This is a genomic window from Devosia honganensis, assembly GCF_042648785.1.
GTDB classification, from domain to species: domain Bacteria; phylum Pseudomonadota; class Alphaproteobacteria; order Rhizobiales; family Devosiaceae; genus Devosia; species Devosia honganensis.
In genome coordinates this window covers 1,037,463-1,057,049 of the sequence record NZ_JBHRYD010000001.1, presented here as the reverse complement: position 1 = coordinate 1,057,049, position 19,587 = coordinate 1,037,463, and the positions used below count along the sequence as shown (strand labels likewise).

Genomic DNA, 19,587 nt, shown 5'->3' with positions numbered 1-19,587 from the left:
GCCGCCATGCCGGGGCGCGTCCTCATCCTCAACGGGGCGCCGCGGGCCGGCAAGTCGGCGCTGGCCCGGGCGGTGCAGGCCCAGGTGCCGGGCAGTTGGGTCAATTGGGGGGTGGACGGCTTCAACGCCGCGCTGCCGCCCGCGCTCCTGCCCGGCATCGGGCTGCGGCCCGGGGGCGAGCGGCCCGATCTCGAAACCCGTCTGCCCGGGCTGTTCGCCGGCTATTTCGCCGCCATGGCGGGGCTGGCGCGGCGCGGGCTGGACGTGGTGGCGGATCTGGGCCTGCATGCCGATTATGCCACCCCTTTCGATCCCATGACGGTGCTCCGGCGCGAGCTGGCCGGCCTGCCGGTCGTCCTCGTGGGCGTCGATTGCGCCCTCGACATCGTCATGGCCCGCCGCAATGCCGATCCGCGCGACGGTTTTTATGCCTCGGGCCCGGGCGTTCCCGCGCCGGTCGCGCGCTGGCAGGCGGCGGTCCATGAGGGCAAGCGCTATCATATGCGGCTGGACATGGGCGCGCTGACGCCCGAACAGGGGGCCGCCCGCCTGGCCCGGCTGCTGACGGGGGACGGCCCGATTGCGTAAGGCCGGCTTAATCCCGCGTTAAGCGGGGTTCACTAGCCTTCGCCCAGCGCCGAAAAATGGCTTTTGGACTGGGGGCTCCGATGCGTTCGGAAGAGGCCGTGAAACTGGGCGAGGTGGCCGAGGCGCTGCTGCTCGACGCCGCGCTCGAAAGCATCCCTTACGGGTTCTGCGTCTGGTCGCCGCAATTCCGCCTGGTGATGTGGAACAAGCATTACCGCGATTTCTACGGGTTTTCCGAGGATGCCATCCATCGCGGCATGACGCTGGAGGACATCATCCATCTCTCGGCGCGGCTGGGCAACCATCCCGGCCTCAGCCCCGAAATCTTCTACGAGAACTATACCAGCGAATTGCTGGCCAATCGCGGCGGGGAGCGCCACAAGTCGCAGGAGGTGCTGCTGGGCGGGCGCGTGGTGGAAACCGCCCATGTCTATTCCCCGCAACTGGGCTGGGTGGTGACCCATGAGGACATCACCGAGGAGATCGCGCGCTCGGAAAGCCAGCAGAAGCGCAAGCTCGAGCTGGAGCGGCAGAACATCCGGCTCGACGCGGCGGTCAACAATATCTCGATCGGGCTGTGCATGATGGATGCGCGCGGGCGGCTGGTCATCTGCAACGAGCCCTATGCGCGCATCTACAACCTGCCCATCAGCCTGTTGCGGCCCGGAACCCAGCTCGAGGACATTCTGGGACATCTGTTCGACATGGGCATGAGCGCCAGCGGCACGCGCGCGGAATATATCGCCTGGCGGCGCGAGATCATTTCCCGGCGCGAATACGGCAAGAACGTCCACGACCTCAACGGCCGCACCATATTGATGCAGCACCATCCGATGAAGGACGGGGGCTGGGTCTCGACCCATGAGGATATCACCGAGCAGCGCCAGGCCGAGGCCCGCATCCAGCATCTGGCCCGCCACGACGCGCTGACCGACCTGCCCAACCGCATCGAGTTCCTCGAGCAGATGGCGCGTACCGAGGCGGGGCTGGAGCGCGGCGAGATGGCGGCGGTGCTCTATATCGACCTCGATCATTTCAAGGCGGTCAACGACACGCTGGGCCATGCGGTGGGCGACGAGGTCATCAAGCAGGCCGCGGTGCGCCTGTGGGGCACGACGCGGGAAACCGACCTGTTGGCGCGGCTGGGCGGGGACGAGTTCGCGCTGCTGCTGCGTCCCGTCGAGGGCGTCGACGCCGCCGCGCGGGTCGCCGACCGCATCGTCAAGGCGATGCGGGCGCCGATGAATATCGGGGGCCAGCAGATCGAGATCGGCGCCAGCGTCGGCATCGCGGTGGGCCCGGGCGACGGGGCCACCACCGACCAGCTGGTCAAGAACGCCGATCTGGCGCTCTACAAGGCCAAGAGCGAGGGCCGCTCGACCTATCATTTCTTCGAGACCGGCATGGATGCCGAATTGCAGCAGCGCCGCTCCATCGAGGCGGGGCTGCGCCTCGCCATGCAGCGGGAGGAGCTGCGCCTGATGTTCCAGCCGCTGCTGGGGCTGGCGGAAGGCCGGATCACCTGCGTCGAGGCGCTTTTGCGCTGGGATCACGACGAGCGCACCGTCTCGCCGGCCGAGTTCATTCCCGTGGCCGAGGAAACCGGCCTCATCGTGCCCATCGGCGAGTGGGTGCTGCACGAGGCCTGCAGGGCGGCCGCCGCCTGGCCGGAGGAGGTGCGCGTCGCGGTCAATCTCTCGCCGGTGCAGTTCCGCCACAAGGATCTGGTGGGGCAGGTGCGCTCGGCGCTCGCCGCCACCGGGCTCGCCCCGACCAGGCTGGAGCTGGAGATCACCGAATCGCTGCTCCTGACCGACAGCGAAAGCACCATCGCGGCGCTGCATGCGCTGCGCGCCATGGGGGTGCGCATCTCCATGGACGATTTCGGCACCGGCTATTCCTCGCTGTCCTATCTGCGCTCCTTTCCCTTCGACAAGATCAAGATCGACCGCACCTTCATGCGCGACCTGACCACGCGCGGCGACAGCCAGGCCATCATCCGGGCCGTCATCGGGCTGGCGCAGGCGCTGGGCATGGCCACCACCGCCGAGGGGGTGGAAACCGAGGAGCAGCTCGCCATGGTGCGCGATCACGGCGTCTCGGAGGTGCAGGGGTTCCTGTTCTCGCCGCCGCTCAAGCCCCGGGCGCTGGCCAATCTGCTCAATTCCGGGCGGATGCGGGGCCAGGCCCGCAAAAAGGCCTCCTGAGCGGGCGCCGCGCCTTGCGCGCTCCGGCCCGCGATCGCGCCCGGCGCTATAAAACCTTGTGAAAACCGCCTCTTTGCGCTATGCAGCGCCCGACCCTGCCGAGCGGCCCCCTATCCGGCGCCGGCGCATTCATACCGCATGACCTGCCTGACCGGCCCACCAGAGAACGCTCCCGTGGGGCGGCTTCGCGGATCATGCCAACAAGGCTGATCGCTACCCATGTCCCTGCGCAACATCGCCATCATCGCCCATGTCGACCACGGCAAGACCACGCTGATCGACGTGCTGCTCAAGCAGTCCGGCGCCTTCCGCGAGAACGAACGCGTCGAGGAACGCGTCATGGACAGCGACGACATCGAGCGCGAGCGCGGCATCACCATCCTGGCCAAGATCACCTCCATCCTGTGGAAGGGCACCCGCATCAACATCGTCGACACGCCCGGCCACGCCGATTTCGGCGGCGAGGTGGAGCGCATCCTGTCGATGGTCGACGGGGTGGTGATCCTGGTGGACGCGGCCGAGGGTCCGATGCCCCAGACCAAGTTCGTGCTGTCCAAGGCGCTGGCCAAGGGCCTCCGGCCCATCGTCGCCATCAACAAGATCGACAAGGCCGACGAGCGGCACCTGGAAGTGCTGGACGAGGTGTTCGACCTGTTCGTGGCGCTCGACGCCTCCTCCGAGCAGCTCGATTTCCCCGTGCTCTACGGCTCGGCCAAGCAGGGCTGGATGGCGCTCGACCCCGCCGGCCCCCGGGAGAGCTTCGAGCCGCTGCTCGACAAGATCATCGAGCACGTGCCGGCCCCCGAGGTGGAGGAAGGCGGTTTCCGCATGCTGGTCACCACCATCGAGCGCAATCCGTTCCTGGGGCGCATCCTGACCGGCCGCATCGCCGCCGGCACGGTCAAGGCCAACGATCCGGTGCACACGCTCAACCGCGAGGGCAAGGAGGTCGAGAAGGGCCGCATCTCCAAGGTGCTGGCCTTTCGCGGCCTCGAGCGCAGCCCCATCGAAATGGGCGAGGCGGGCGACATCGTCGCCATTGCCGGGCTCGAGACCTCGACCGTGGCCGACACCATCTGCGCCCCGGCGATCGCCGAGCCCATCGCCGCCCGTCCCATCGACCCGCCCACCCTGTCGGTCACCTTCCGCATCAATGACGGGCCGCTGGCCGGGCGCGAGGGCGACAAGGTGCAGTCGCGCGTCATCCGCGAGCGGCTGCTGCGCGAGGCCGAGGGCAATGTGGCCATCCGCGTCACCCCCGGCGCCGACGGCGACAGTTTCGACGTCGCCGGGCGCGGCGAATTGCAGCTCGCCGTGCTCATCGAGAACATGCGCCGCGAGGGGTTCGAGCTCACCATCGGGCGCCCGCGCGTGCTGTTCAAGGAGGAGGACGGGCAGCGCCTCGAGCCGGTCGAGGAAGTCATCATCGACGTCGACGACGAGTTCACCGGCACGGTGGTGCAGAAGCTCACCGAGCGCCGCGGCGAATTGACCGATATGCGCCCCTCGGGCATCGGGCGCACCCGCATCACCCTGGTGGTGCCGACGCGGGCCCTGATCGGCTACCAGCCCGAACTGCTCTCGGACACGCGCGGCACGGCGATCTTCAACCGCCTGTTCCATTCCTTCGTGCCCTATAAGGGAGACCTGCCGGGGCGGCGCACCGGGGTTCTGATCTCCAACGCCACCGGCCAGGCCGTCGCCTATGCGCTGTGGAACCTGGAGGAGCGCGGCCCGATGATGATCGATCCGGGCGTCGACATATATGAGGGCATGATCATCGGCGAGCATTCCCGCGAGAACGACCTCGAGGTCAATCCGCTCAGGGGCAAGCAGCTCACCAATATCCGCACCACCTCCAAGGACGAGGCGGTGCGCCTCACCCCGCCCAAGAAGCTCACCCTCGAACAGTCGCTGGGCTATATCGCCGAGGACGAATATGTCGAGGTGACGCCCAAATCCATCCGCCTGCGCAAGATCTGGCTCGATCCGCACGAGCGCAAGCGCCAGAGCCGCGCCGCCAAATCGGCTTGACCTGCCGTTAGGGTCTGGCTGCTAATGTCCACCGCGTCATTGCCCGGCTCGTCCGGGCAATGCATTTTCGGGGCCCGGCACGGACCGCCGGATGCGCCCGGCGGTGACGATGGAAGCAGGAGTATCTCCATATGACCGACTGGATCATCCAGACCATCACCGATCTGGGCTATGTCGGGATTTTTCTCGTCATGCTGGCCGAATCGCTGTTTCCGCCCATTCCCTCCGAGCTCATCATTCCCTTTGCCGGCTTCGCCGCCGCCAATGGGCAGCTCGACCTGTTCTGGGTGCTGTTCACCGCCACTTTGGGGGCGGTGGTGGGCATGCTGCCCTGGTATTTCGCCGGGCGCCTGTTCGGGCTCGAGCGGGTGCGCTGGCTGGCCGACCGCTATGGACGCCTCGTCACCATGAATGCCGGCGAGATCGACGTGGCGGTGGGGTTCTTCCGCCGCTACGGCCCGGCCATCGTGCTGTTCGGGCGGCTGCTGCCGATCATCCGTACGCTGATCTCCATTCCCGCCGGCCTGTCGCGCATGCGCCTGCCGGTGTTCCTCGCCGCCTCGGCCACCGGGGCGCTGGTCTGGAACATCTTCCTCACCATGGCCGGCTATATCCTGCACGAGCATTACGAGCTGATCGAGATCGTGCTCGATCCGCTCAGCTACGGGGTGCTGGCCGCGGTGGTGCTGCTCTATCTGTTCCGCGTCGCCACCTGGAAGCCGAGCCGGGCCGGGCGGTAGCACGGACCCCGCCTCGCAGAATGCGAGACCCCTTGCATTCTGCCTCGCGGATTTGCGCCGCCTTCGGGCAAAATTCACCCTTGCGCAACCTTTGGCCGCGGCCTTGCCGGCCCCGCGCCGCTGGCACGCTTCCTGCAAGAACGGGTGTGTCCGGAAAGGAAGTTCTGCGTACCGGGCAGTCAGTCATTGGGGCTCCGCATCGCCAGTACGGTGCGGAGCCCCGGGCTTGTCCCCTGAAAGCGGATCGCGATCTTCCCGATTCGCTCCATCCGCTCTAATGTCCCGTTCGCTCGCATGTCCACGCCCTGGAACCGGTGTCGCGGACATGCTCGGAATAGTCCTGACCCTCGCTTCCGGAGACGCCCATGCGCGCCGTGCTCGACCTCATCCTGATCCTCCTGCAGCTCTATTGGTGGGTGCTGCTCATCATGATCGTCATGAGCTGGCTGATTTCGTTCAATGTCATCAATACGCGCAATCAGTTCGTGGCCACGGTCTGGCGGGTGATCAACCAGCTCACCGAGCCGGTGCTGAACCCGATCCGGCGCTTCATGCCGAATTTCTCCGGCCTCGACCTGTCGCCGCTGGTGGCCTTCCTCATCATCTTCTTCATCCAGTCGCTGATCGGCTATTACCTCTATCCCGCCGTTGTCCGCGCCGGCATCTGACTGGTTCCGGGCCGGCGCGTCGGGCCTGCGGCTGCATTTGCGGGTCACGCCCAATGCCGGGCGCGACGCCATCGAGGGGGTGGAGCGGCGCGATGACGGGCTGGCGGTGCTGCGGGTGCGCGTCGCCGCTGTGCCCGACCGGGGCAAGGCCAATGCGGCGGTGATCGCGCTGCTGGCCCGGGCGCTGGGCGTGCCCAGGTCCAGCCTCTCCATCGCCAGCGGCGAGACCGGCCGCCTGAAGACCCTCGCCCTGTCCGGCGATGCCGCCGAACTGGCGATCCGCGCCCGCAAGCTGGGCTGAGCCCTGTCCGCCCCGCGGCATTTCATCGCGATATCCATTGCTTAAGCCCGCAATCGGGTTAATCTGCGCCCTTGGAAGGGGCCCGATGGAGGGCGGGTGACGGACCGGGCGGCAAGACCCGGCCGGGCCGGCGCGGACCCCCGAAGCACATTTCGAGGGACTTTCTTATGGATCTGGCACTTTGGCTGATCGTTCTGTGTGGCGGTCTGTCTATCGTTTATGGCGTGCTGACGACGCAGGGGCTGATGAAGGCCGATGCGGGCTCGGCGCGGATGCAGGAGATTTCGGCGGCGGTGCGCGAAGGCGCCTCGGCCTATCTCAGGCGCCAATACACCACCATCGCCGTGGTCGGCGTCGTCATTCTCATCGCCGCCTGGCTGCTGCTGGGCGTCTATGCCGCCATCGGCTTCCTGATCGGGGCGGTGCTGTCGGGCGCGGCCGGCTTCATCGGCATGAACGTTTCCGTGCGCGCCAATGTGCGCGTGGCGCAGGCGGCGGTGGGCTCGCTAGGCAAGGGGCTCGACCTGGCCTTCAAGTCCGGCGCGGTCACCGGCATGCTGGTGGCGGGGCTGGGCCTTCTGGGCGTGACGCTCTATTTCATCGTCCTCACCCGCTTCGTCGGTCTCGCATTCAACGATCGCGACGTCATCGATTCGCTGGTGGCGCTGGGCTTCGGCGCCTCGCTGATCTCCATCTTCGCCCGGCTGGGCGGCGGCATCTTCACCAAGGGCGCCGATGTGGGCGGGGACATGGTGGGCAAGGTCGAGGCCGGCATTCCCGAGGACGATCCGCGCAATCCCGCCACCATCGCCGACAATGTGGGCGACAATGTCGGGGACTGCGCCGGCATGGCGGCGGACCTGTTCGAAACCTATGTGGTCACCATCGTCGCCACCATGGTGCTGGCCGCCATCATCCTGCCCGAGGCCTACCGGCTGATCGGCATGGTGCTGCCGCTGGCCATTGGCGGGGCCTGCGTGGTCACCTCGATCATCGGCACCTATTTCGTCAAGCTGGGCGCCGACAACAACATCATGGGGGCGCTCTACAAGGGCGTCGTCGCCTCGGGCGTGCTGTCGCTGGTGGCGCTGCTGCCGGTGCTCTGGCTGCTGTTCGGCGACATGAACGCGGTCATCGACACCGCCGACAAGAGCTTCACCCCCTGGCACCTGTTCTGGTGCGGCGCGGTGGGCCTGGTGATCACCGGGCTCATCATCGTCATCACCGAATACTATACCGGCACCGGCCGGCGCCCGGTCAATTCCATCGCCGAGGCCTCGGTCACCGGCCATGGCACCAATGTCATCCAGGGGCTGGCGGTATCGCTGGAATCGACGGCGCTGCCGGCGCTGGTCATCATTGCCGGCATCATCGTCACCTATTCGCTGGCGGGCCTGTTCGGCATCGCGGTGGCGGTCGCCACCATGCTGGCGCTGGCCGGCATGATCGTGGCGCTCGACGCGTTCGGCCCGGTCACCGACAATGCCGGCGGCATCGCCGAGATGGCCGGGCTCGACGCCTCGGTGCGCCAGAACACCGACGCGCTCGATGCGGTGGGCAATACCACCAAGGCGGTCACCAAGGGCTATGCCATCGGCTCGGCAGGCCTGGGCGCGCTGGTGCTGTTCGCTGCCTATACCGAGGACCTCAAGCACTATTTCGCCGATCTGGCGGTCAGCTTCGACCTCGCCAATCCCTATGTGGTGGTGGGGCTGCTGTTCGGGGGGCTGCTGCCGTTCCTCTTCGGGGGCATGTCGATGACGGCGGTGGGCCGTGCCGCGCAGGCGGTGGTGGTGGAGGTCCGGCGCCAGTTCAAGGAAAAGCCGGGTATCATGGAAGGCACGGAAAAGCCCGATTACGGCCGGGCGGTCGACATGCTGACCAAGGCGGCGATCAAGGAAATGGTGGTGCCCTCGCTGCTGCCGGTGCTCTCCCCGATCGTGGTCTATGTCGTCATCCTGTGGATCGCCGGCCAGGCCAACGCCTTCTCCTCGCTGGGGGCCATGCTCATGGGCGTCATCGTCACCGGGCTCTATGTCGCCATCTCGATGACGGCGGGCGGCGGCGCCTGGGATAATGCCAAGAAGAGCTTCGAGGACGGGTTCACCGACAGCCAGGGCGTCACCCACCAGAAGGGCTCGGAGGCGCACAAGGCCTCGGTCACCGGCGACACCGTCGGCGACCCCTATAAGGACACCGCCGGCCCGGCGGTGAACCCGATGATCAAGATCACCAATATCGTCGCCCTGCTGCTGCTCGCCGTACTGGCGCGCATGGGCGGCTAGAGCATCGGACCGAAAAGTGCGAAGCGGTTTTCGGACTGGTCCGATGCGATCATAAACAGATCGAGCGCTCCAGGCCTGATCCGCCGACAAGCCGCGCCACCCGGTTCTTCCGGGTGGCGCATGCCGCTCAGGCCTTTTTCGCCATCTCGATGGAATCGAGGATCACCTTGCGGGCCTCGTCGATGCCGCCGATGCGGTCGATGCGGGCCCATTTGCCGGGCTCGAGGTCCTTGTAGTGGGTGAAGAAGTGCTTGACCCGCTCGAGCTGGATCTCGGGCAGGTCGCCGATATCGGAGATGGCGTCGTACATGCGGGTCAGCTTGGAGACCGGCACGGCGATGATCTTCTCGTCCTGGCCGCCATCGTCCTCCATGAACAGCACGCCCACCGGCCGGCTGCGCACCACGGCGCCGGGCACCAGCGGGCGCGAGTTCATCACGATCACGTCGAGCGGATCGCCGTCGCCGCACAGCGTATGGGGCACGAAGCCGTAATTGCCCGGATAGCGCATCGGCGTATAGAGGAAGCGGTCGACGAACAGCGCGCCGGACGCCTTGTCGATCTCGTATTTGATCGGTTCGCCCCCCAGGGGCACTTCGATGATGACGTTGAGGTCGTCGGGCGGGTTCTTGCCGATGGAAATCGCGTCGATATTCATGTTGTCTTTATTGGTGGTTCGGGAAGGGGACGGAACTGGGCAGGTTCTGCCCATAACCGCCCCCTAAAGGCAAGGCGCAATTGTGCGTGACCGGCGCTGCGGCCGCCCCTATTTGACGATCAGCACCGGGATGGGGGAGCGGGCCAGCACTTCGGCGGCCTGGCTGCCCAGCAGCAGCCGTCCCAGCCCCCGCCGGCCATGCGAGCCCATGACGATGAGGTCGCAGCCGCGTTCGGCCGCGATGTCCACGATGGTGTCGGCGGGGCGGCGGCGCGGCAGGTGCAGGGTCTCGATGGCGACGCCGGCGGCTTCGGCCCGCTGCCGTGCGGCGGCGAGGAGCCGTTCGGCCTCGGCGGCATAGCTCTGCTCGAGGCGGGCGACAATGGGGCCGGCATCGATGGTGCCGAACCCGCCCGAGCCGATGCCGGTGCTGACCGGGTCGGTGGCGGTCAGCACCAGCACCCTGGCGCCATGGCTGCGGGCGAGGTCCAGCGCGGATGCGAGGGCCCTGTCGGCCGGTTCGGATCCATCGGTGGCGATCAGCAGGTTCTTGAACATCGGCAGGTCTCCTTCTGCGTCATTCTGGCATTTCCGGTGCGGCGGCATGTTGATCTGGATCAGACGGGGCGGCGGCGCGCGAAAGTGGCCGGGAGGCGATGGGATGGTGGTCCGGATGCTAACGATGTGCTGGCGTTCGCGCCATCATTGGCTCGATATGTGGCCGCGTATCTGGTTGCGCAGGGCGGTGCGGTCGCGGGCGGAGACGCCGATCAGCTCGGCGATGCGCCAGACCATGTTGTCCTCGAGCTCGTGGTTCTTGCGGTCGGCGAAAACCACCGTCCACATCATGCGCACGATCTCGATGCGGTCTTCCAGCTCCAGCCGGGTCAAGTCCTTGGTGAACTTGTAGAAATCGACGGCCTCGGCGTCCCGCCGGGCGGCCTCGCGCAGCAATCTGTCCACGGCGGCCGCATCGAGGCCATAATGGTCCATCAGCACGCCGCGGATGGCCTCGCGCTCGGGCTCGCGTATGGAGCCGTCCACGGCCGCCAGATGCACCAGCAGCGCGGCCACGGCCAGTTTGGGGTCATGCGGGTCGGCCGGCGGCTCGGTCTTGCCGAACAGGCGGGTCAGGGCCTCGAACATGGCGGTGGGTTCCGTCGTCGATGGTCTTCGGGTCGCGCGCCGGGCGGCAGGCGCACCGACACTCAGCCATCCGCCGCGCCGGCTCAATGGCCCGGCGCCGATTTGGCGCGCTCTTGTCGGGGGCTGATGCAGCCGGGACACACCGGATGAGAAGGGACTCGACTCCGGGCGGATTCGGAGTCTAAATGTTCCTGTTTTGTTCTTAACTGCGGTCGTGTCATGCACAGTTCAGGCCAGCAATCGCGGCTTGCCGCCTTGCGGGCGGTCATCGCCGATATCGAGCGCAAGCCGGCGCTGCTGGAGCGCCGGGCAGGGTTCGAGCCCGAAGCGGATGGCGGTTTCCCGGCCCTTGGCGGCGGGCTGGTGCAGGAGGTGTTCACCGATGCCGCGCGCAATGGCGGGGCGAGCCTCGCCTTCGCGCTGGGGCAGGGGCAGGCCCTGCTGACCGCCCGGCGGCCGGCCCTGCTCTATCTGCAACTGATTGGGGACGAACAGTTTTTCGGCCTGCCCTATGGCCCGGGACTATGGGGCTTCGGCTTCGATCCGGCCCGGCTGGTCATGGTGCGGGCGCAGGATATGGCCGAACTGCTCTGGGCCACCGAGGAGGCGCTGGCCTGTACGGCGGCGGCGGCCATCGTGACCGATATCGGCGGGGCCCCCGGGCCGCTCGATTTCACCGCCAGCCGGCGCCTCGGCCTGCGGGCGGTCGAAAGCGGCACCTCGTTGTTTTTGCTGCGCTATGGGCGTGCGCGCGCGCCCAGCGCGGCGCATCTGCGCTGGCATCTCTCGCCCCGGGCCAGCGGCTCGGGGGCCTTTGACCGCCGGGCGCCGGGCGCTTGGCGCTGGCAGGTCCGGCTCGAGCGCGGCGCGAGGATCAAGCATCGGGGCGAATGGCTCCTGGAATGGACGGAAAATGGTTTTGCAACGCTCCCTGTTCGGTCCGGACAACCGCAGCGGCGCCGCGACGGAGCGGCGCTTTCTGGTGCTGTTCCTGCCGCATTGGCCGACCGATTATCTCAAACGGCATGATCCCGGGCTCAAGGCGCCGCTGGCGCTTTACGAGCGGGTCAAGGGCGGTCTGCGCCTGGCGGCGCTCGATATGGAGGCGATGCGGCTCGGCCTGCGTCCGGGCCAGAACCTGGCCGATGCGCGGGCGCAGGTGCCCGATCTGGGCGTGCGGGAACTGGACCGGGATTTTTTCGAAAGCGCCTTCGCCGATTTCGCCGACTGGCACTCCAATGCCAGCCCGCTGGTCTCGGTCCTCACCGACGCCGCGCCCTATGGCGATCTGGTGCTCGACATCACCGGGGTGGCGCATCTGTTCGGCGGCGAGAACGCCATGCTGCGGCATTTGCTCGTCCGCCTGCGGGCCCTCGGCTATGCCGCCGCCGGGGCCGTCGCCTCCACGATCGGGGCGGCCTGGGGGGTGAGCCATTTCGCCCGCAGCCAGGTGGTGGCGCCCGCCGCGCTGGAGGCCAGTGTCGATGCCCTGCCGGTGGCGGCGCTGCGGCTCGGGGACAGGCAGATCGCGACCCTGGCCCAGATGGGCCTCAAATTCGTCGGCGACCTGCGCAGCCGGCCGCGCAAGCCCTTGCAGGCCCGGTTCGGCGCCTCCCTGCTCACCCGTCTCGACCAGGCCTATGGGCTGGTCGCGGAGCGCATGGCGCCGCGCCTGCCCGTGCCCGAGCATTTCGTCGAACGGCGCCTTGCCGATCCGATCGCCCTCCTGGACGATGTGCTGATGGTCGCCCATGACCTCGCCGTGCAGCTGGGCTGCCGTTTCGAGGCCGAGGGGCTGGGGGCGCAGGCCTTTCACCTGTTTTTGTACCGGGTCGACCACAAGGTAATGTCGCTTTCGCTCAATGCGGCGCGGCTGACGCGCGACCCGGCCCATATCGCCGAGCTTTTCCGCCAGCGCGCCCGGCGGCTGGAGGGCGAATACGATGCCGGTTTCGGCATCGACATGGTGCGGCTGGCCGCCAGCTCCCTCGACCGGCTCGAGGCGGTGCAATACGGCGCCTTTGCCGCTCCGAGCGGGGAGGAGGACCTCGATCGGCTGCTCGACCGGCTGGCCAGCCGGCTGGGCGCCGGGGCGGTGCTGCGCAGCCAGTTCGTCGCCAGCCATGTGCCCGAGCGGGCCGTGCGGCTGGTGCCGGCCGTGACGATGGCGGCGGCCGGCATTCCCCCGGACCTGCCCCGGCGCCACAGGCCGCTGCGCCTGCTGCCCGTGCCCGAAAACGTGGCGATCAATGCCGAAGTGCCCGATGGCCTGCCCGCCTCGATGGTCTGGCGGCGGCAGGCTTATCGGCTGGTGCGGGCCGCCGGCCCCGAGCGGCTGGGGGCCGAATGGTGGCGCAGCGGCGAGCGCCTGCAACTGGCGCCGCCGCCGCCGGAAACAGAGGATTCCGGCATGGCGGACCAGGACCGGCCCTTCGTTGCCGACCTGCCGATCTTCGATCCGCTGGCGGGCACGCGGGACTATTATGCCGTCGAGGACGAGGAAGGCCGGCGCTTCTGGGTGTTCCGGCAGGGTTTTCATAGGAGGGAGCGCCCGGCCTCCTGGTATCTGCACGGGTTTTTTCCATGAGCGCGGTTCTCCCCTTTCCCGGCATCAAAAGCGCGGCGCCGGCCATATCCGCGCCGCCTCCGGCCTATGCGGAACTGATCGTCACCAGCAATTTCTCCTTCCTGCGCGGCGGCTCCCATCCCGAGGAACTGGTGGCGGCCGCCATGCAGATGGGCCTTGCGGCCCTGGGATTGTGCGACCGCAACAGCTTTGCCGGGGTGGTGCGCGGCTATGTGGCGGCACGGGACAACCAGGCCCTCAATCCGGCGTTCCGCTATCTGGTGGGGGTGCGGCTCTGCTTTGCCGACGGCACGCCCGACATCGTCGCCTATCCTTGTGACAGGGCGGCCTATGGCCGGCTGTGCAAGCTGCTGACGCTGGGGAACAGGCGGGGCGAGAAGGGCAGGCCGCGGCTGGTCTTCGACGACCTGTTCGGCGCGGGCCATCCGGTTTCGGAAGCCGAGCAGGGGCCGGTGGAGGATTTTTCGCAAGGCCAGCTCTTCATCCTCATGCCCGACGAGACGGATTGGGGCCTGACCGGCAAGGTGTTGGACCGGCTCGCCCGGCAGGCGGCGGGCCGGGTCTGGGTTGCGGGCACGCCGCGTTTCGATGGCGGGGACCGGGCGCGGCTCGCCCGCATCGACGCGCTGGCCCGGCGCCATGACGCCCGCATGATCGCCAGCAACGACGTCTTTTATCACGAGCCGGACCGGCGCATGCTCCTCGACGTGGTGACCTGCATCCGCGAGCACGTCACCCTGGAGGAGGCCGGCTTCCGCCTCAGCGCCAATGCGGAGCGGCATCTCAAGCCGCCGCGCGAAATGGCCCGGCTTCTCGCCGATTACCCCGATGCCATCGCCCAGACGCGGGCCTTCGTCGAGCGCATCGCCTTCTCGCTCGGCCAGCTGGAATATAATTATCCCGAGGAAACCACGGGAACGGGCGAAACGGCCCAGCAGACCCTGGAGCGCCTGACCTGGGCCGGCGCGGCGAAACGCTTTCCCGAAGGCGTGCCGCCCGAGATCGCCGCGACCATAAGAAAAGAGCTGCGGCTGATCGGGGAAAAACTCTATGCCGCCTATTTCCTCACCGTGCACGACATCGTCCATTTCGCCCGCTATGAGCGCGGCATATTGTGCCAGGGGCGAGGGTCGGCGGCCAATTCCACGGTCTGCTATTGCCTCGAGATCACCGAGGTGGACCCGCGCAAGGCCAATCTGGTCTTCGGGCGCTTCATCTCCACCGAGCGGGACGAGCCGCCCGATATCGACGTCGATTTCGAGCACGAACGGCGCGAGGAGGTGATGCAATATGTCTATCGGAAATATGGCGGCAGGCGCACCGGGCTGACGGCCAATGTCATCTGCTACCGCTCCCGCAGCGCCATAAGGGAAACGGCCAAGGCGTTCGGGATTTCGGACGACACCATCGCCGCCCTCAACCAGCTCCATTGGGGCTGGGGCAGCAAGCTCGACCTCAAGGATCTGGCCGGTCTCGGCTTCAACCCCCACGATCCGGTCTTTGCCCAGATGTTCGAGGTGGCCAGAGTGCTGCGCGGTTTTCCGCGCCATCTCTCCCAACATGTGGGCGGCTTCGTCATCACGCGGGATTCGCTGGAAAGCCTGGTGCCGATCGGCAAGTCCGCCATGGACAGCCGCACCATCATCGAATGGAACAAGGACGATATCGACGCCCTCAAGATCCTCAAGGTCGACATATTGGCGCTGGGCATGCTGACCTGCCTCAGGCGCGCCTTCGGATTGATGAAAGATCATTACGGACGCAAGGTGGAGCTGGCCGGCCTGCTGGCCGAGGAATATGCGCATCCCGACCGCGCCAGGCCGGTCTATGAGATGACGCACCGGGCCGATACGATCGGAGTGTTCCAGATCGAAAGCCGGGCGCAGATGACCATGCTGCCGCGCCTGAAGCCGGAAAAATTCTACGACCTGGTGATCGAGGTCGCCATCGTGCGGCCGGGGCCGATCCAGGGCGGCATGGTCCATCCCTATCTCAGGCGCCGCGAGGGCACCGAACCGTGGCGGGCCGACCCCGCCGATCCGCTCGACAAGGTGCTGGAAAGGACGTTGGGCATTCCCCTGTTCCAGGAACAGGCCATGCAGATGGCCATTGTCGGGGCCGGATTCACCCCCGACGAGGCCGACCAGTTGCGCCGGGCCATGGCCGCCTGGCGCCGCACCGGCAGGATCGAGATCTTCAAGAAGCGGTTCATCTCCGGGATGATGAAAAATCCCCGGCGCCGATACAGCGAGGAATTCGCCCGGCGCTGCTTCTCGCAGATCGAGGGTTTTGCCGAATACGGCTTTCCCGAAAGCCATGCGGCCAGTTTCGCGCTGCTGGTCTATGCCTCCTGCTGGCTCAAATGCCATTATCCGGACGTGTTCGCCTGCGCGCTGCTCAATTCGCAGCCCATGGGGTTTTACGCGCCCAGCCAGATCGTGCGCGACGCCATCGAGCATGGTGTCGAGGTCCGGCCCGCCGACATCAATCTTTCCCGCCTCGACTGCACGCTGGAAGACGATGGCTGGGCCATAAGGGACCATATCCATGCCCGGCATGGCGCGATGGTTCCGCACATAAAATCGCAAAAGGCGCTGCGGCTCGGCCTGCGCCAGGTCGAAGGGCTGGCGAAAAAGGATATCGAGATCGTCATCGACCGGCGGGGCGGAGGCTATGGCTCCGTCTGCGACCTCTGGCTGCGCACCGGCGTCTCCATCGCCAGCCTCGAAAAACTGGCGCGGGCGGATGCTTTCGCGTCGCTGGGGCTGAGCCGCCGCGACGCGCTCTGGGCGGTCCGGGGACTGGAGGGCACGCATGGCGCTGAAACCCTGCCGCTTTTCGCCGCCACGACCGCGGCGGGAAGCGGCGCGGCGGAAGAGCCGGCCGCGCTGCCGCCCATGCAGAAAGGCGAGGAGGTGATCCAGGATTATGCGACGCTATCCCTGTCGCTCAAGGGCCACCCGGTACAATTCCTGCGCCCGATGCTCATGGCGCGCGGCACCACCAAGGCAGGCAATCTGCCCTCCATCCCCTCGGGCCTGCGCATCGAAATGGCCGGACTGGTCCTGGTGCGCCAGCGTCCTGGAACGGCCAGCGGGGTGATCTTCGCCACGCTGGAGGACGAGACCGGCATCGGCAATGTCGTCATCTGGCCGAAAGTCTTCAAAGCCCATCGCAAGATCGTGCTGTCGAGCCGCCTCCTGGCGGTCCGGGGAAAAGTGCAATCCGAAAAGGGGGTGATCCATATCATCGCCGAGACCATGGAGGATCTGACGCCGCATCTGCTCGATCTCGCCCATGGCAGGAGGGTGGACGAGGAAGGGCGCGACCGCCATGGCCGGAGGGAGATGGAACAGGCGAGGCAGCAGGCCTATGCGGCCCTGCCCGGAGGCCGGAACTTTCACTAAAGGCGCTTGTCCGGTCAGGCCGGGGCGCGCTCCAGCAGGCGGTCGATCTCGCCGGCAAGGGCGATATCCTTGGCGCTGATCCCGCCGGCGTCGTGGGTCGAGAGGCTGATTCGCACCGTCGAATAGGAATTGGACCAGTCGGGATGATGGCCCTCCTTTTCGGCCAGCAGCGCCACCTGCGTCATGAAGGCGAAAGCCCGGGAGAAATCGGGAAAGCCGAACTCCCGCGTGATGGCGTTTTCCGCCGCGTCATGGCGCCATTGCGGCAGTTTCGCCAAAGCTTCGTCCCGCTCCGCGGATGCAAGTTTTTCGACCATGGATGTCTCCTATCCGTCCCAACCGGTTAAGCCCGGATTTACCTTTTGCGCAGGATTGGACCGGCAAACCCGGCCCCGAACCGCAACCGCAACATCATCTTAACTGCCGCCGGTTCCATCTGCTCGCTCGTACGCCCGCTGAAACGAGACCAACGCCATCATGCGTCAAAAGCTCCACCGCCAAGGGAAATGGCCTTGTCGGTCCCCTCGACCGGGGAAGGATTTTCCCTGCGTGGGCAGGGAGAGCTGACATGTTCGAGGCCGCGCACAAGATTCTTCCGCCCGTCGACTATGTCTCGATGATTCGTTCGCTCTATGCGGATCGCCGCTCCATGTTGCTGGGCGCCTTCGGCTCGGCGCTGGCCGCAGCGGTGGCGGCGCTGGAGGCGAACTCGGCCATATTGGGCGTCATCGCCGGCCTGTTCGTGCTGAACGGCGTCATGCGCAATGTGGACATGCGCGCCTTCGACCGGGTGGAGCTGGCCGACGACGATGTCGAGGAGGCGCGGCGCTGGGAGTGGCGCGCCACGCTGGGTGCCGCATCCATCGCCCTGCTCTATGGCGCGTGGTGCATGATCAGCTTCTGGATCGTGGACGATGCCTTTGCCGAGCTGACCGCGGCGAGCGTCTCGGTATCGGTGCTGGTGGGCGTGTCACAGCGCAACTTCGCCATCGACCGGCTGATGACCATCCAGGTCCTCCTCATCGCCCTGCCGCTGGTGCTCGGCCTGCTGCTGGTGGGCAATATCTATTATGCCCTGCTGACCCTGCTGCTGCTGCCCTTCTTCATCAGCCTGAGGCGGATCGCCGGCAATTCCCGCGACATATTCCTGCGCGCCGTGCACGGGCGGATAGAGGCCGCTTCGCTGGCGACGCAGCTGGACGCGGCGCTCGACACGCTCGATCATGGCCTCATGATGCTGGACGGCAATGGCATCATCGAAGTGGTCAATGCGCGGGCGCTCGACGCCTTCAGGATGGGCGACGCCGATGCCTGGATCGGCCGGCCTTTCAGCAGATTGTGCACCAAAGTGGTCGGGACCGGGCGCCTCTCCCGGATGGCCTGCGACCAGATCGTCTCCCTGATCGAGGCCGGCTCCAACGGCAAGGTGCTGCTGACCGCCGTAACCGGCGGCTATTACGAAGTCTCGGTGTCCTCGCGCGACGACAAGACGGTGCTGCTGTTCGAGGACATCTCGGCCCGGATCGTGGCGGAGGAGCGCATCAGCTACATGGCGCGCTACGACGCCCTGACCAATCTGCCCAATCGGGCCTATTTCGCCGAGCAGGTGGCCGAGGCGCTGGCCGACCGGCCGAAGGGGCACGCCGCCCTCTTCGTCATCGATCTCGACGATTTCAAGCATGTCAACGACACGATGGGCCATCTGGCGGGTGATCAGCTGCTGAGCGAGGTGGGCCGCCTGCTGCCCCGGATTTTCGGGGAAAACGCTATTTGCGGCCGCCTGGGCGGGGACGAATTCGTGGCCTTCCGGGCCTTTGTCGAGGATGCGGGGCAGGCGCAGGATTATGCCGATCGGCTGCTTGGGGCGATGCGGGAAGGATTTTCCATACCGGGACGGCGGATCGACATGAGCGTCAGTATCGGGCTGGCGGCATCCGACGATCCGTCCGAAGACCTCGAGACCATGATGATCAAGGCCGATCTCGCCCTTTACGAGGCCAAATCGGGCGGCAAGGGCCGGGTCGTCCAGTTCCACGAGCGCATGGACACCGAATACAAGATGCGCCAGCAGCTCAAGCTGGATCTCAAGACGGCCATCGACGAGGGCCGGCTGAAACTCGCCTATCAGCCGATCATCAATCCGCGCACCAACCGGATCGCCGGCTGCGAGGCCCTGGCGCGCTGGACCCATCCGCTATACGGGCCGATCTCGCCCACGACCTTCATCCCCATCGCCGAGGAAACCGGGATGATCACCGATCTGACCGCCTTCGTGCTGTCGGCGGCGACGCGGGATTGCCGTGCCTGGCCGGGCGATATCTCAGTCGCCGTCAACATCTCGGCGCGGGACTTCCGCGCCTGCGACGTCGAGGAACTGGTCACCGGCGTGCTGGAAAACACCGGGCTGCCGGCGGTACGCCTCGAGATCGAGGTCACCGAGACCGCACTCATCGAGGAGCAGGAGGCGGCCGGTGCCGCCCTGCAATCGCTGCATCGCCTGGGCGTGGGCATTGCGCTCGACGATTTCGGCACGGGCTATTCCTCGCTCAGCTATCTGCGCTCCATGCCCTTTACCAAGCTCAAGATCGACCGCAGCTTCGTCGCCGATATCGAGACCGATCCGGAGGCCCTGCGCCTGCTCACCAATGTCGCCCAACTGGGCAAGGACCTCTCCCTGCAGATCACGGTCGAGGGCGTGGAAACGGATGGCCAGCTGGCCATCATCACCGGCAAGACCGGGGTGGATTTCGTCCAGGGTTTCCTTTACGGCCCGCCGCTCAGCTTCGATGCGATGACGCGCCTGCTCGCTTCGCACTATCCAAGCGGCGCCGTGCCCGAGCTGCGGCTGGTGGCGTCGCGGAAATAGCGGCCCCGTTTCCGAAATTAACCATCTTGCACGCTCAACCTTCTGCAAGGGTTAATCATTTGTTAACGTCGGTTAATCAGGTCCTAATGCCACGGAAGCA

Annotated in this window: 15 protein-coding genes; 11 read left to right on the top strand and 4 right to left on the bottom strand. The window is 66.7% G+C overall.

Going from position 1 to position 19,587, the window contains the following annotated elements:
- Positions 1-6 precede the first annotated feature (6 nt).
- The 7 genes from ACFOOL_RS05020 to ACFOOL_RS04990 all read left to right on the top strand — a co-directional run bounded on the left by ACFOOL_RS05020 (position 7) and on the right by ACFOOL_RS04990 (position 8,823).
- Positions 7-588: a phosphotransferase-like protein gene (locus ACFOOL_RS05020; RefSeq protein WP_380095445.1), complete on the top strand. Its 582-nt coding sequence runs from the start codon at positions 7-9 to the stop codon at positions 586-588.
- Positions 589-668: 80 nt separating this feature from the next.
- Complete coding sequence (locus ACFOOL_RS05015; protein ID WP_380095443.1) at positions 669-2,795, top strand: putative bifunctional diguanylate cyclase/phosphodiesterase; 2,127 nt, start codon at positions 669-671, stop codon at positions 2,793-2,795.
- 219 nt (positions 2,796-3,014) lie between these two features.
- A complete protein-coding gene (gene typA, locus ACFOOL_RS05010; RefSeq protein ID WP_380095441.1) occupies positions 3,015-4,829 on the top strand; it encodes a translational GTPase TypA in 1,815 nt (604 codons plus the stop codon).
- 131 nt (positions 4,830-4,960) lie between these two features.
- Entirely contained in the window at positions 4,961-5,569 is a 609-nt protein-coding gene (locus ACFOOL_RS05005; protein WP_380095439.1) for a DedA family protein, read from the top strand.
- Positions 5,570-5,934: 365 nt separating this feature from the next.
- Complete coding sequence (locus ACFOOL_RS05000; RefSeq protein WP_380095437.1) at positions 5,935-6,237, top strand: YggT family protein; 303 nt, start codon at positions 5,935-5,937, stop codon at positions 6,235-6,237.
- Positions 6,218-6,538 carry a DUF167 family protein gene (locus ACFOOL_RS04995; RefSeq protein ID WP_380095435.1) on the top strand — a complete coding sequence of 107 codons (321 nt, stop codon included), beginning with the start codon at positions 6,218-6,220 and terminating at the stop codon, positions 6,536-6,538. Before ACFOOL_RS05000 ends, ACFOOL_RS04995 begins: the two co-directional genes overlap by 20 nt.
- A gap of 167 nt (positions 6,539-6,705) precedes the next feature.
- Entirely contained in the window at positions 6,706-8,823 is a 2,118-nt protein-coding gene (locus ACFOOL_RS04990) for a sodium-translocating pyrophosphatase (protein ID WP_380095433.1), read from the top strand.
- A gap of 127 nt (positions 8,824-8,950) precedes the next feature.
- Here the strand turns inward: ACFOOL_RS04990 and ppa are convergent, their stop codons facing one another.
- The 3 genes from ppa to ACFOOL_RS04975 all read right to left on the bottom strand — a co-directional run bounded on the left by ppa (position 8,951) and on the right by ACFOOL_RS04975 (position 10,627).
- Positions 8,951-9,481, bottom strand: a complete 531-nt coding sequence (gene ppa, locus ACFOOL_RS04985; RefSeq protein ID WP_380095432.1) for an inorganic diphosphatase — start codon at positions 9,479-9,481, stop codon at positions 8,951-8,953.
- A 108-nt stretch (positions 9,482-9,589) separates the two neighbouring features.
- On the bottom strand, positions 9,590-10,039 hold the full coding sequence (locus tag ACFOOL_RS04980; protein ID WP_380095430.1) for a universal stress protein: 450 nt from the start codon (positions 10,037-10,039) through the stop codon (positions 9,590-9,592).
- A 144-nt stretch (positions 10,040-10,183) separates the two neighbouring features.
- Positions 10,184-10,627 (bottom strand): tellurite resistance TerB family protein, encoded by a 444-nt coding sequence (locus tag ACFOOL_RS04975; protein ID WP_380095428.1) that lies wholly within the window; start codon positions 10,625-10,627, stop codon positions 10,184-10,186.
- A 219-nt stretch (positions 10,628-10,846) separates the two neighbouring features.
- Between ACFOOL_RS04975 and ACFOOL_RS04970 the strand changes: the two genes are divergently transcribed.
- From ACFOOL_RS04970 to ACFOOL_RS04960, 3 genes are read left to right on the top strand one after another with little or no spacing between them, the layout of a single operon-like run.
- On the top strand, positions 10,847-11,656 hold the full coding sequence (locus tag ACFOOL_RS04970) for an ImuA family protein (RefSeq protein WP_380095426.1): 810 nt from the start codon (positions 10,847-10,849) through the stop codon (positions 11,654-11,656).
- A complete protein-coding gene (locus ACFOOL_RS04965; protein ID WP_380095424.1) occupies positions 11,541-13,214 on the top strand; it encodes a Y-family DNA polymerase in 1,674 nt (557 codons plus the stop codon). Before ACFOOL_RS04970 ends, ACFOOL_RS04965 begins: the two co-directional genes overlap by 116 nt.
- The gene (locus ACFOOL_RS04960; RefSeq protein ID WP_380095422.1) at positions 13,211-16,621 is read left to right on the top strand and encodes an error-prone DNA polymerase; all 3,411 of its coding nucleotides are present in this window, start codon (positions 13,211-13,213) and stop codon (positions 16,619-16,621) included. The genes ACFOOL_RS04965 and ACFOOL_RS04960 overlap by 4 nt, the downstream gene beginning before the upstream one ends.
- Before the next feature lie 14 nt (positions 16,622-16,635).
- Here the strand turns inward: ACFOOL_RS04960 and ACFOOL_RS04955 are convergent, their stop codons facing one another.
- Positions 16,636-16,938 (bottom strand): 4a-hydroxytetrahydrobiopterin dehydratase, encoded by a 303-nt coding sequence (locus tag ACFOOL_RS04955; RefSeq protein WP_380095420.1) that lies wholly within the window; start codon positions 16,936-16,938, stop codon positions 16,636-16,638.
- Positions 16,939-17,189: 251 nt separating this feature from the next.
- On the opposite strand from ACFOOL_RS04955, the gene ACFOOL_RS04950 reads away from it, so the two are divergent.
- Positions 17,190-19,487: a putative bifunctional diguanylate cyclase/phosphodiesterase gene (locus ACFOOL_RS04950; protein ID WP_380095416.1), complete on the top strand. Its 2,298-nt coding sequence runs from the start codon at positions 17,190-17,192 to the stop codon at positions 19,485-19,487.
- Positions 19,488-19,587 lie beyond the last annotated feature (100 nt).